General features: G+C 40.0%; 8 protein-coding genes. 5 read left to right on the top strand and 3 right to left on the bottom strand.

What is annotated here, in order from left to right; translation table 11 throughout:
* Positions 1–129: 129 nt before the first annotated feature.
* The 4 genes from ACL6C3_RS18160 (at position 130) to ACL6C3_RS18145 (ending at position 6,649) form a co-directional block, all read left to right on the top strand.
* A complete protein-coding gene (locus tag ACL6C3_RS18160; RefSeq protein WP_413160439.1) occupies positions 130–2,817 on the top strand; it encodes a TonB-dependent receptor domain-containing protein in 2,688 nt (895 codons plus the stop codon).
* Positions 2,818–4,527 carry an ABC transporter ATP-binding protein/permease gene (locus ACL6C3_RS18155; protein ID WP_413160438.1) on the top strand — a complete coding sequence of 570 codons (1,710 nt, stop codon included), beginning with the start codon at positions 2,818–2,820 and terminating at the stop codon, positions 4,525–4,527.
* An 8-nt stretch (positions 4,528–4,535) separates the two neighbouring features.
* Positions 4,536–6,182: an ABC transporter ATP-binding protein/permease gene (locus ACL6C3_RS18150; protein ID WP_413160437.1), complete on the top strand. Its 1,647-nt coding sequence runs from the start codon at positions 4,536–4,538 to the stop codon at positions 6,180–6,182.
* A 173-nt stretch (positions 6,183–6,355) separates the two neighbouring features.
* Positions 6,356–6,649, top strand: a complete 294-nt coding sequence (locus ACL6C3_RS18145; RefSeq protein WP_413160436.1) for a hypothetical protein — start codon at positions 6,356–6,358, stop codon at positions 6,647–6,649.
* 125 nt (positions 6,650–6,774) lie between these two features.
* Here the strand turns inward: ACL6C3_RS18145 and ACL6C3_RS18140 are convergent, their stop codons facing one another.
* The 3 genes from ACL6C3_RS18140 to ACL6C3_RS18130 all read right to left on the bottom strand — a co-directional run bounded on the left by ACL6C3_RS18140 (position 6,775) and on the right by ACL6C3_RS18130 (position 13,158).
* Entirely contained in the window at positions 6,775–9,786 is a 3,012-nt protein-coding gene (locus ACL6C3_RS18140; protein WP_413160435.1) for a filamentous hemagglutinin N-terminal domain-containing protein, read from the bottom strand.
* Between the two features lie 214 nt (positions 9,787–10,000).
* Complete coding sequence (locus tag ACL6C3_RS18135) at positions 10,001–10,819, bottom strand: hypothetical protein (RefSeq protein WP_413160434.1); 819 nt, start codon at positions 10,817–10,819, stop codon at positions 10,001–10,003.
* A 476-nt stretch (positions 10,820–11,295) separates the two neighbouring features.
* Positions 11,296–13,158 carry a choice-of-anchor Q domain-containing protein gene (locus ACL6C3_RS18130; RefSeq protein WP_413160433.1) on the bottom strand — a complete coding sequence of 621 codons (1,863 nt, stop codon included), beginning with the start codon at positions 13,156–13,158 and terminating at the stop codon, positions 11,296–11,298.
* A 288-nt stretch (positions 13,159–13,446) separates the two neighbouring features.
* On the opposite strand from ACL6C3_RS18130, the gene ACL6C3_RS18125 reads away from it, so the two are divergent.
* Positions 13,447–14,121: a hypothetical protein gene (locus tag ACL6C3_RS18125; RefSeq protein ID WP_413160432.1), complete on the top strand. Its 675-nt coding sequence runs from the start codon at positions 13,447–13,449 to the stop codon at positions 14,119–14,121.
* Positions 14,122–14,128 lie beyond the last annotated feature (7 nt).

The raw sequence follows: 14,128 nt of genomic DNA, 5'->3' as shown, positions 1-14,128 counted from the left end.
AAAACTCTATTTTCTCTCCAAACTTTTTCTTCAAATCCATTGTTAGCGTTAGTTTTGTGGACTTAGCAGCCTCAAGTTTTTCTAATGAAATTCGATGAAAATTACCTGTCATTGGTCTTGACTATCTTGATGACTATGGGAGTCACACCCGTTGCTATTGCTGAGTCCACTTGTTTACTAGAAGAAAGCGATGTTTCAACTGAGGAAACAACAAATGACTGCCAATCCCAACCTCAACAAGTCTCAGAACAACCTATCATCTCATCAACACAAAATTCCCCGGTAACAATTAGTTTATATGAACCAGAAATCTCAGAAATTTCAACCCTGCAAGAGATAGAAGAACCTTTAACAGAAGCCAAATATTTGTTTTCCGAATTCTCTCCCCCTCCCCCTGAAAGTGTTGAAGTTACCCAAGCCGAATCAGAAGTTGTAGAAATTACCGGAGTGAGTTTAAATCCCAAACCCGGAGGCGTAGATATTGTTTTACAAACAGCCAATCCAGCACCACTGCAAACCTCAACTTCTATTGACGGAAATACCTTAACAACCGAAGTTTCAAACGCCGTTTTAGCTTTGCCCAGTGGGGGAGATTTTCAAGCCGAAAATCCGGCTACAGGAATTATTTCCGTGCGAGTCCAACAAATCGCTAACAATCGGGTTCAAGTGATTATTGTTGGACAAGATGCCATTCCGGTTGTCAACGTTAATCCGAGCGATGCGGGTTTAGTTTTAAGCGTTACTCCCGAAGAAGTTATTCAAATTACCGTTACCGCCACCCGAACCGAAGAAAACCCCGATGATATTTCCCGATCTATTACCATTATTGAACGAGAAGAAATCGAACAGCAACGAAATTTATCGATTAATTTAAGAGAAATTCTCGCTCGGGAAGTTCCCGGATTTTCGCCCCCCGATTTACAGCGAAACCAAAATGGAACCTTGCGAGGACGTCCGCCTTCTTATTTAATTGATGGTGTACCGATTGATTCTAACGGAATTCGAGGTTCGTTTTTAAATATTTCCCCCGATGCGATTGAACGGATAGAAGTTATACGCGGACCAAACGCCGTTTACGGTTCGGAAGCAACCGGCGGAACCATTAACTTTATTACCCGACAACCCACAGAAGAACCAGTTACAAATATCAGGCTTGGAGTCGATCTTTCCGGGGCGGATAATTCGTTTTTTGAGGGAGATAGTGACGGAAATGTGATGGAATATTCACTATCGGGAGCCATTTCGCCAAAGGTCGGTTTTCGGGTGAATTTTTCCCGGGAGCGAACAGAAACCTATTATGATGGCGAAGGAGATCCGATTTTTAATTTTCGTCCCCTCGACCTAAGCGAAGCCTTTAACGTTTTAGCCAGTTTGGGAGTATATTTCACCGAACAGCAGCGGCTGACTTTTACCTTTAACTATTACGATAATGAACGAGTAGAGAATAATTTAATTCTCGATCAAAGCGTTAACGATCTTCCAGCAGGAACCAGCAAAGCCAGAGCGATAGAAGTCGGCGATCAAGATTTTATTGGTACGAATCCGGCGTTTAATCGCAATACTTTATTGAACCTTGTTTACAGCCACGATAACTTATTTTTTGGCAGTCAAGTTCAGGCTCAAGCTTACTACACATCTAAACCCGAATCCCAGGGGGTTCAAGATGGTCGGGTCTTGTTGCAAGAGGTTTATGTCAGTCAAATTGATGTAGAAAATTGGGGCGGACGTCTACAAATTAATACCCCTTTATTTACCGGAGCAAGTTTATTTTGGGGAGCAGATTATAAACACGATAGACCCAGTAATACCTATGATATTATCGATGCAGACGAGTTTGACGAAAGTGGCGGTCGAGTGATTCGCAAAATTGAGGAGCGAACATTTATCCCGGAATACACCATTGGAGAATTAGGGATTTTTGGTCAATTTAAGTGGGAACTCGGCGATGATTGGGTGATTAATGGCGGTGCGCGTTATTCAAGTTTTGACGTGAGTATTCCCGATTATACCAGCTTTGAGGAGGTGGACGTTGAAGGCGGCGATTTAAACTTTAATAACGTTGTTTTTAACGTGGGTACAGTTTATAAAATCACCGATCAATTTAATATTTTTGTTAACTTTTCTCAAGGATTTTCCTTGCAGCGATTTAGCGACTTACTGACTTTTCCAGAAGAAGGATTTTCAATTTCTGAAGACGTTGACCAACTCCAACCTCAGAAAGTGAGCAATTATGAACTCGGAGTGCGAGGAACTTGGTCAAGGTTTGATTTTTCAATCGCGGGTTTTTATAATGATTCACAATTTGGGGTCGTTTCTGTTGACCGGGGTGATGGTTTATTCTTACCTGTACGCGCTCCCAGACGCATTTATGGGGTGGAAGCAACCGTTGATTGGCAACCTTTTAATCGGTTCAGTTTGGGGGGAACGGTGAGTTGGCAAGAAGGGGAAGTTGATGTGGAAGATGACGGAAATTATTTGGCAATTACCAGCACAGAAATTTCACCTTTAAAAGTCACGGCTTATGTGGAAAGTGAATTTATACAAGGTTGGTTTAATCGCTTGCAATTAATCGTGGTTGGCGATCGCGAAAGAGCCTTTGATGATGATATCGATTCCTCTCCCGTCGAGAGTTATACCGTTGTCGATTTTATTAGCAGTATTAAAATTGGCCCCGGGTCACTGAATATCGGAGTTGAAAATATTTTTGATAACTTTTATTTCCCCGTTGAGTCGCAAGTTTTAGGAGGAACCAGTAATGATAACCGTCGTCCGGGTCGGGGTCGAACCCTTAGTTTTAATTACCGAGTTACTTTTTAGATGAATTATCAGTTCAACACTCAATTTTGGCAGCAATTCGGGTTAATTGCCAAACCCTATTGGTTTTCTAGAGAGAAAAGAAAAGCCAGACTTTGGCTGTTACTGCTCATTTTTTTATCTATTATAAGCAGTGGTTTTCTGGTTTTAGAAACCTTACAAAGAGGGGAAATTTTATCGGGTCTTGCGGAGCAAAATTACAGTCGATTTTTACAAGCAACCTTACTGTTTTTAGGTTTAATTTTAATCGGCGTTCCCAGTCTCGCATTCAACAACTACATTCAAAGCAATTTAAGCCTACATTGGCGCCGTTGGATGACCCGCAACTTTTTAGAACGATATTTAGACCATCAAGCCTTTTATCATCTGAATAGCAACTCGGAAATTGACAACCCCGACCAACGAATTTCGGAAGATATTCGCGCTTTTACTCAACAATCACTCTATTTTTTTGTTTTAATCTTTAATGCGGTCATACAACTGATTTTCTTTATCGGCTTGTTGTGGTCAATCTCTCATTTTTTAACTCTATTTTTAGTTTTGTATGCTTTGGTCGGGACGTTAATTGCTACCGTTGTTTTTGCTCGGAGTTTAGCCAAAATTAATTACGTTCAACTTCAAAAAGAAGCCGAACTCCGCTATGGTTTAGTACATCTTCAAGATCATGCTGAAGCGATCGCACTGTATCAAGGTCAATCTCAAGCATCCCAAGGATTACATGATCGATTCTTACAAGTTTATCAAAATTTTAGTCGATTAATTAAATGGGAATTTAATCTCAGCTTATTTCAAAATAGCCTACAATATATCACTTTTATTTTACCCGCGATTATTTTAGCGCCGAGTATTTTATCAGGACAATTAGAAATTGGGGTAATTGCTCAGTCTGAATCTGCATTTGGTCGGATTTGGTTTGCACTCAGTCTGATTATTAATGAATTACAACAATTAAGCGCTTTAGCCGCTTCAACGACCCGTTTATTTATTTTACACCAAGCGCTCAATACTTCCGATAAACTTCCCACACAGACAACCATACAAGTCCAAGAAAGTCAACAGTTTAAACTCGAAAATATTATCTTAAAAACTCCAGATCATCAAAAGATTTTAATTCAAAACTTATCCCTAATTATTCAATCAAACCAATCTTTATTAATTACCGGAGCGAGTGGAGTCGGAAAAAGTTCTTTATTGCGTGCGATCGCTGGTTTATGGACTTCAGGAGAAGGAAAAATCACCCGACCCCAACGAGAACAAATGTTTTTTCTTCCCCAACGTCCCTATATGATTTTAGGGTCTTTGCGTCAACAACTTCTCTATCCTCATTCAGAAACTCACTATAACGATAAACAATTACTTGATGTTCTCAAACAGGTTAACTTACCAAATATTTCCGATCAATTTGGCGGGTTAGACTCCGTTATAAAATGGTCACAGGTGCTTTCACTCGGAGAACAACAACGCCTAGCTTTTGCGAGGTTACTATTACATAAACCTCAATTTGCTATCTTAGATGAAGCCACCAGTGCATTAGACGAAGAAAACGAAGAATTACTCTATCAATATTTGCAAAAAACGACTATCAACTTAATCAGTGTCGGTCATCGTTCTACCCTTTTAAAATATCATCAACAAGTGTTAGAACTATCAGAAAACTTCAATTGGCGTTTAATCGATTCCGATAAATATTATTCTTCCGGCTCTAAATTTTAACATTAAATATGAAAAAAATCAACTTAAAACTCTTAAAAAAATTGTGGTCGGTGGCTCATCTATACTGGTTATCCTCAGAAAAATGGGGTGCTATCTTCCTTTTGGTTGTGATTATAATTTTATCGATAATTGTCTCGGGTTTGTTGGTTGCTGTCGCCATTTTTTTAGGAGAAATTACATCGGCGCTGGTCGCCCAAGATACCCAACGTTTTCAACAAGCACTGCTCATTTTTGTCGGGGTGATCGTTATCGGTACCCTTTGCGGTTCATTCAAAGTATATTGTCAAGCCAAATTAAGCCTTTATTGGCGACGATGGCTAACCCATTACTTTCTTAATTCCTATCTGGAAAACTCGACATTTTATTACATTAGCGAATATTCGGAGATTGATAATCCCGATCAAAGAATATCAGAAGATATTAAAACCTTCACTCAACAGTCAATAATTTTCTTCTCGATTTTACTTGATTCTGTTCTCCAACTCATCGCCTTTACAGGAACACTCTGGACAATTTCGCAGTTTTTGATGACTTTCTTGGTGAGTTATTCGCTGATCGGTACTCTATTTGCAACGTTATTTTTTGGCAGAATTTTAGTCGGGATAAACCTTGAGCAACTGCAAAGAGAAGCGGACTTACGTTACGGATTGATTCATATTCGAGAACAAGCAGAATCGATTGCTTTTTATCAAGGTCAAAACCAAGAATTTAATCAAGTTTTGAATCGATTTAAGCTGGTTTTTACCAACTTTAAAAAATTAATTAAATGGCAACTTTATCTGAACCTTTTTCAAAACAGCTATCAATATTTAACCTTTATCGTTCCGGGTTTAATTTTAGCTCCTAAAATCGTTTCTGGAGAACTAGAAGTTGGAGTTGTGACCCAAGCAGGAACTGCATTTAAAACCATTTTAATTGCTTTAACGTTAATGATCGCTCAACTGGATAAACTCAGCGTTTTAGGGGCGACAATTAACCGTTTATACCAATTAAAACAAACGATAATAAAAGCCAATACTTTCAACTTCGAGAAGACAACAATTGAAATTATTGAAAGCGATCGCATTGCTTGTGAAAACCTGACTTTACAAACCCCCGATCATCAAAGAACAATTATCAAAAATTTATCTTTTTCTGTTTCTTCTGGCGAAAATCTGCTGATTATTGGAGCGAGTGGAGTGGGGAAAAGTTCTCTTTTACGAGCAATTTCTGGTTTATGGAAATCCGGATCGGGAGTTATTTTTAGACCCAAACGCTCAGATATTTTATTCTTACCTCAACGTCCTTATGTGTTTTCAAGTTCTTTGCGTCATCAATTACTTTATCCTCAAACTGAACGAGAAATTGCCGATGAAAAGTTATATCATCTTTTGCAAAAAGTCAATCTTTCAAACTTAATAGAAGAATGGGAAGGATTGAATAAAATTGCAGATTGGAGTAAAATATTATCTACGGGAGAACAACAGCGTTTGGCTTTTGCGCGTTTATTTCTGTATCAACCTGATTACGCAGTTTTAGACGAAGCAACCAGCGCTTTAGATCTAAAGAATGAAGAGTTAGTCTATCAAGAACTGCAAGCGTTTAATATCACCTATATTAGTGTCAGTCATAGCATGACTTTACTAAAATATCATCAAGATGTTTTAAAACTATAGCAAGGCTATCATTACCCTGACTGGTAATTCCCGCGTCATTTCCGGTGTAAGTATTGCTAGAATAATCGACAATTAATAAATTCATCGCCTTCCCCTCAACCCCCAGTTACGACTAAAGAGGGAGGGTAAAACCCGACAAAGCCAAGTAGACTTGGATGTGGAAAAAAGAGTTGATGGGACGATTCATGGACAATAACTTATTCGATAAAACTTTCCGTGATAGCGAGGGCAACATTGTTATTGCCCAACCCCCAAATTTGCCCATTATAGTGGGAATTATCACAACTGTACTTCAATTCATTGTTCCCAGTGGCTATCTACATACGGGTCTGAATGCGATCGCTTTTGGATCTTTGTTTACTTGGGCGTGGCAGGAGTTATTTGATGGCGTTAACTATTTTCGTCGGTCGCTAGGTTTACTCGGGCTAATTGCCTTAATTGCTGCGAGGTTGTCCAACAATTTTTAAGGGAGATATAATCAGTTAATTGGCGTACATCTATCGCACTCTTTCCTTTCGAGTGCATGAAGTCCGGGGGGAAAACGTAGCTTACCCTAGATTTTACCCGATTTCATCAGGAGATAAAATAGGATTTAAAACTGACATTGAATTAAACGGTGTTGCTGACGTTGAATCCCTATTTTATGGGGATCGTAACTAACAAGAATGACCTCTCCTTTTTGATTACGAATCCATCCCCTAGCGGGAATAATATCTAAACTAGAAACGGGTTGATTGGGGGTTGGGGAATAATTTGAGTGATTGTGAGAGCGTAAATTATTGTGGCGAGACTCAACTTTTGGAGGTAATTCTATTAGAGAAACAAAAGTTTCTTCACTGCGTACACTTTCCTGAGGACTGGGCGGTAATCCCCCCCGACCTGTAATCACAAATTCGCTTTCTTCTCCTTTTTTACAGGGATCTTGAGCAATTAATACCGCCGGATCGACAACAGTTTGAGGAAGTTCTACTAATCCTTGAGCGGGGTCAATTTCGTTGTTTAATTCAACCGTTCCGCTAAATTCTGCACCAAGTTCTGAGGTGGCTGTAATATCGCTAGAATTGGTTTGTTGAGTACGGAATTGAGTCCCAAAAACGGCATCCGCATTAATCACAACTTGACCGCCCAACCCCGCTTGAGCGTTCCCTGAAATATCGCTATTTTCAATCGCAACTAACTGATTACTATTAATCGTAATATTTCCGCCCGTTCCAGTTTCTAAGGAATTTGTCGTAATTTTGCTCCCCCGACGCAGTTGAATATCGGGGGAATTAATCGTAATATTTCCTTGAGTTCCCAGGCGGGTTTCTGCTCTCAGACTGGCGTTATCCAGACGAATTGAATTCGCCCCAACGGTTAAATTTCCGGCTTCTCCCGTTCCCGACGCACTCACATTAACTTCTCCGCCATTTGCAACGGTTAAATTAGGTGTAAAAATGCTTAAGTTTCCTGCGTTTCCCGTTCCTTCTGCTAACGTAAATAAGCGACTATTTTCAACAGTTGAACCGATTGTATCTGTACCCGTAATTTCTACAGACTCGGAAGCATTAACCGTTAACGTTCCGCCAGGGCCACGTTCATTATCTATAGGATTTTCGCCTAATAGAGAACCCGCCCCAATTTGCCCCCCATCTCGAATAATTAACCGATTAACGTTTAAGTTAACATTACTTCCCCCACCCGTACCAAAGTTATCAGCAGATATTCTCGCCCCATTTTCAACAATTAATTCCGGGGTATTTATAATTAATTCTCCAGCATCAGCAGTTGTAATAATTAAATTACCTGATTCATCTTCAAATGCAGGCTCGGCAGAAACAAAAATACCACTTCTCTGAGTTTCTGTCGGTTCAGATACTAATGCTGTTCCGCTCAAGATAATGGAATTTGCAGCATTAATCGTTGTGGTTCCTCCTCGTCCAGTATTCTGAGCAGTCGTTCCAATTTGCGCTCCATCTCTAACAATGAATTGATTAGTATTAAGGGTCAAATTTCCACTATTCCCTGTACTGGTTGGGGTTTGTCCTACTCCAGCAAAAATGGCACTGGGGTTATTTATTCCACCCGTTAATTCGACTGAGGAAGCCTTGACAATTAAATCTCCTGCATTACCCGACCCCAATGTTTCGGTCAGTATCTGCGCTCCATCGCTAACAACTAATCTTTCTGTGTTAATAGTTAATGTTCCACCATCACCTGTTGCTTGTTCTTGAACTCTAGCTAATAAACCACTCGGTTCAAATAGATCTGAATCAAGATCAATAAAAGCACCTTTTAATTCAATATTAGAAGCATCAATAATTAAGTCGGTTCCTCGCCCTGCCCCAAGAGTATTAGCGGCGACTTGCGCCCCACCTTCAACAATCAATTGCTCAGTTTTTAGGGTTAAAATTCTTCCCTCGCCCGTTCCATTATCAGAAACATCTGTGGAAATCAGGGGTAAAGATGCGTCAGTTCGTCTAAGTTGTACAAAATCAGAGGCGATGACCGTTAAATTTCCGGGTTGTGCGGGAAACTCAGTATTCGCTTGTGTGGTGATAAAAGCCCCATCTTGAAGAGTTAACCTTGGAGTTTCTATGATGAGATTTCCGCCATTTCCACTTCCAGTCGTTTCAGTTGCTAACAAAACTTCACCCCCAAACATTTCTACAGATTCAGAAGCTTTTATAACTAAATCTCCTCCAGTTTCAGAACCAAAGGTAGACGAAAGAACGACAGAATTTTCAGAAAAGATCGTGCGCCTTCCCTGTATTTGAATAGCTCCTCCTTGTTCCCCACTCGTATCTACAGAAGCGAAGTTAGATAGACTAATATCTTGAAAGTTCTGTACAGCTTCATAACTCAATGCAAATCCTTCGCGTACAGGCGTGAGGCTAACAAAGCTATTTCCTGCTACGCTTCCAAGTTCAACTCGTCCTCCTGATGTAGTCAGAATTCCACCTTCTAGACTCACTTCTCCTCCCACAAGAGCTAAAGTTTTTTCGGGTGGAACTTGCAAACCGATAAATGTCTCAAATTCAACTCCTGTGTCATCAACTTCTACAATAGAAGTAAAAGAACGGTTAACAATTCGACCGGGATTTTCTCGAAACCCTAAACCAATAGGAATATTTATAGTTAACAGGGGTGGACTATTGGGGTCAGTCGCGCTAAATTCACTCCAATTAGCGAAAATGATACTATCTGCACTCGTCGCCAAAAATGAACCTCCAATATCAAGAGAGGCATTTTCACCAAAAATAATCCCATTCGGGTTAATTAAAAATAAATTTGCAACTCCATTGGCTCTTAAAACCCCATCTATCTCAGAAATTGAACCCCCTGTAACGCGAGAGAAAATATTTTGAACTTCAACAGAATTATTAAAAAAAGCAGTTTCCCCCATCCGGACAGAAAATCGCTCAAAACTATGAAAAAGATTGTTTCCGTTTCGGGTTCCTCCCTCTATCTGCACGATATTACCTTGGGGAGTAACAACAGAGTTTTGGGGGAGGGTGTTATCGGGGACAATTTGTGCTGGTGTGGGGAAGGAAGCCAACAGAATACTAAGAAGACTTGCCCCACTCAAGCAGCTAGGGAATGATTGAATAAGATTATTGAACATGGATGCACTGTAACAGGTGAGCATAAAAGAGAGCAGACACCTCTTTTATGAAGCTTTTCGCCCAAAAAGTCAACAGCACTTCAAATGAATATTGAAACGGATAGTTCAACTTGGGGAGTTTTAGAGTTAATTTAATGCTTGAGGAAACAGATTTTGGATCAATGGGTTAGTAATGTTCTTATCCGTTTCCCCCCAGTCTCGATGTAAAAATTTATTAATTTACCTGAAATCTACGCTTTAATCCCCAACCTACGCCTAAAACTCCCAATATCAACAAACTGCTACAAGTGTTAGATTCGGGAATCGTTTGATAAGTTTTCTCAGAATTACTTTCTACAAAATCAGATTGTTCATCCCCTAGAACCACTTCTGTTGAGGATAGCCCACTAACACGGATTTCATTAATTTTTCCTAACAATTGATTCTCGATTATATAATCCAGAGAGTTAACTGCCATTATTCGCTTCGTTGGAGTATTTAAACTCTCAAGATCCTCGAAAAAGAAGTCGTAAGAGTCGTCAACTAAATTGTCAACCTCTTTAATAATCAAAGCCAGTTCAGAAATCCCTTGACTTTCTAATTGACCACCGTACAGAATGTATTCGATTCGATTAGTCTCCGCAATCAAAGGATTGGTCTTATCAAAAGCATCAAATACCGGAACACCATCGGGAAGGAAAATAGTTTCTCCGGCATTAATTAAGCTGGCTTTTAAATTTAAAGAAGCATCGGCTATGTGAAAATCCTCAAAATCAATAAGAGTGCCAAGATTATCAAACTCAGCTTTAAAGTCTAGGATTGCATTTAAGAAAGTTCCACTACTATTTACAGGATCACCATCATCATCTGGAATAGTGTTTCCATCATCATCTGTAGAAAATATAGAAAATTCATACTGGACTCCAACTTGATCGCTTCTACCTCCCGTTCCTCTATTACCAGTTTTGGTAACTGCATTTACTGACTCAACAACAGCACCAAAAACAGCCCCAACTGTTAACGCTGTAACCGTGATTAACTTGATGATTTTCATCGGTATTCACCCCTGAATATTGTAAACAACTGTAAACTTTGATTGACTTTCGCTGTGTAAACTTAACTGTGATGACTTGAACAACAAATTTAATTTTTTGTGAACCGAGAGAGTTTTATCCCTAGCATTTTGCTCAACTTTACTAGCCTGTTCTAAACAAGTCAATCTCTTTTACCCAATCTTTAAAATATAAAGAAATGTTGTTTACATAAAGGGGTGTTGTGTAAAGGTTGACTCTAGGGGAATAGACGATCGGTCCCAATCTCAGCTATTTTAACCGAGTCCATAGGAGCCTGATAAAAAATAGAAAACGTCTGAGAAAGCGATCGCATCAACGCTTAAGAAAAAATGCGATCGCTCATAGGAGTTCAAAAATAAATTGAGTAACCCCTTTAAAAATTGTTCGCTTTACAAACAAGCCACGTCATCGCACCAAATATCCTAGGTATTACCAGAATCAGAATAAGGGTAGACTTCTAAATAAAATAGCGGATGAAATCATGGGAACCATCGAAGTTCGTATCCATAAACGCTTCAAAACCCCGTCGCACGGCGAGGTGATCGCCACCATTCCCGTCCCAATTCCCGACTAAATATTCATCTTCGTTGTTGAGTCTGCCGTACTGTTGCAACAAATCATAGGAACCATCCAAGTTGAAATCCATCAACACTTCAAAACCCCGTCGCACGGCGAGGTTATCGTCACCATCCCCGTCCCAATCTCCGACCAAATATTCATCTTCGTTGTTGCCTCTGCCGTATGCTTGCAACGTATCATGGTTTCCATCAAAGTCGAAATTCATCAACACTTCATTACCCCGTCGCACGGCGAGGTTATCGTCACCATCCCCGTCCCAATCTCCGACTAAATATTCATCTTCGTTGTTGACTCTGCCGTATGCTTGCAACGTATCATGGTTTCCATCAAAGTCGAAATTCATCAACACTTCATTACCCCGTCGCACGGCGAGGTTATCGTCACCATCCCCGTCCCAATCTCCGACTAAATATTCATCTTCGTTGTTGCCTCTGCCGTATTCTTGAATAATGTCGGGGATTCCATCGCGAGTGTAATCCATGAATACCCGAAACTCATCTCGAATTGCGAGATCATCTATGCCATCACCGTTCCAGTCACCGATTAAATATTCGTCAATCTCAGACTCAACAGGGACAGGAATAGTATCAAGTAGACTAAATTCAACCGCACCAATATCGGGGTTACTTCCAAAAGGTCGGGAAACCCCCCGTTGATCTGTCAAATTCTCAGAACTACTCGCCGCATCGATGGCAGGACTACCAGAAACCAGAGCATGAGTCTCGGTAAAACCCCCGTTATTTGCTAATACGGGATCGATAACCGAGTCAACCGATACAGTTAACTGTTCACTGCTGTTAAACCCTGTGCTACCTCCTAAATTACCAATTAGGTTGTTGCCATTGCTGTTAAAACTGCCTTCAACATCGTTAGAAACAGCATCGGTTTTATTGCCGGCAATTATTGTATTGTTGACAGTAACGACACCAGAGTTGCTTTGAATGCCAGCACCGATAAAAGTAGATGTATTGCTGTCAAAATTAAGTAAAATCTCGTTATTGGTAACTGTACTGTTACTAATGGTCAGAGTCCCATCAAAAGTATTAAAAATTCCTGCCCCTCCAAATCCCGTTGCTGCGGCGTCAATTGTATTGCCGCTAATCGTGCTATTCGTGATCTGCAAGGTGCCGCCACTATTAATAATACCACCACCATTTTTTCCGGAACTATTGTTACTAATAGTGCTTCTTTCAATCTCCAGGGTAGCCTCACTAAAGTTGGCGATACCGGCTGCTCCTCCAACTGCTCCTCTAAATAATCCGTTACTGTTTTCTTTAACAACGCTGTCAGATATTTTTAGAAATCCTACATTACCTATGCCAGTACCTCGAGAACCTCCTTGATTATTGCTGACGATAACATCAAACAATTCGAGTCTCTCATAATTGAGAATGCCGGCACCAGAAGTAAAAGTCCGGGGTAAACGACCATCAGAAATAGTCAAACCATTAATCTCAACGGGAATGGAGGTACTATTATCAGCATCATCAATTAGGAAAACACGGGAATTATTATTACCACTGATAGTTAGGTTGTCCGCACCCAAACCATTGATAGTGAGAGGTTTATTAATGTTCAGTTGTCCTTCAGTGAGGGTGATAGTGCCACCTATCAGGCTGGAGTCAAACTCGATCGCATCCCCAGGACTAGCATTTGCTATTGCCTCTCGTAAAGATAGATCTCCAACACTGAGATCGCCATCATTCTCGTCTACAAGGGTATCTACAAAAATTATTGACATTTTCAAACCTCCTGCAATAATTTATTCTGAAGTTGAGTTCTGTCTGGGTTTCTGAACTTGCTCTACTTTTTTTCGGAACATAGGATCTTTTTTTTTGAAAAATTGCTGTCTCCCATGATTTTAACTGGGTTGTAATGCGCTCTCTCTCAAGGTTAGAGAAGATTCCCCGACCCTCAATGAACAACTCTTTTGTTTAAAATTTTGTAATAAAAACTCAGTCGTCCGAAAAAACGATCTCCGAAAGCAGAAATTATAGAAAGAGTCCTGAACAAGGGATGGGGAGTATCTATGCAGCAGGGGAAAAGTCCAATTGATTCTCAGCTAAACCAACTCGCAAGGGAGGCTCAACATCACCCTAAAAGTAGCTACCAGCGCCGACAAGCGTTGAATATACTGATGGATCACATTTTAAGGTCGGGTCGTTTGGCTCGTCCGAAAAAAGGGTCATTTCCTTTTTCTGCAAGTCTGTATGAGGATTTGTACAATGAAGCGCTGAGTATAATGATGATGGAAATTTGTCAAAATATTGATAAATACAATCCCGATCAAGATGTGATGGCTTGGTGTAATTTTATCTTGGATAAGCGATTTACCGATTGTTTTAATCAATATACACGTCGAGGTCTAACTTATTTACCCAAAGGGGGGAAAAATGAAGAGGTTGCTTCTTTACCCAACCTAGAAGACTTAGATAACTTTATTCCGCCTTCCGAACACCTTTCGGAATCTCAAGAACTTCAAAAGTTAATTGAAGAAAATCCCGATAATATCTTTACCAAAGAGTCTATTAAAGGACAGCCGAAAGCGACCTTTCGATTCTTGGCACTGGCGAAAATTTGGGAAGATCGCAAATGGAAAGATATTTCAGCAGAATTAAACGTTCCGGTTTCTTCCTTATGTGAATTTTATAAAAAGCGGTTAAAGGAATTTACACCGTATTTCCGAGAATATTTACAAAATTAGTTACACT

The organism is Capilliphycus salinus ALCB114379, from assembly GCF_047276495.1.
In the GTDB taxonomy this organism is placed as follows: Bacteria; Cyanobacteriota; Cyanobacteriia; order Cyanobacteriales; family Microcoleaceae; genus Capilliphycus; species Capilliphycus salinus.
This window is presented reverse-complemented; position numbering and strand designations above follow the sequence as displayed.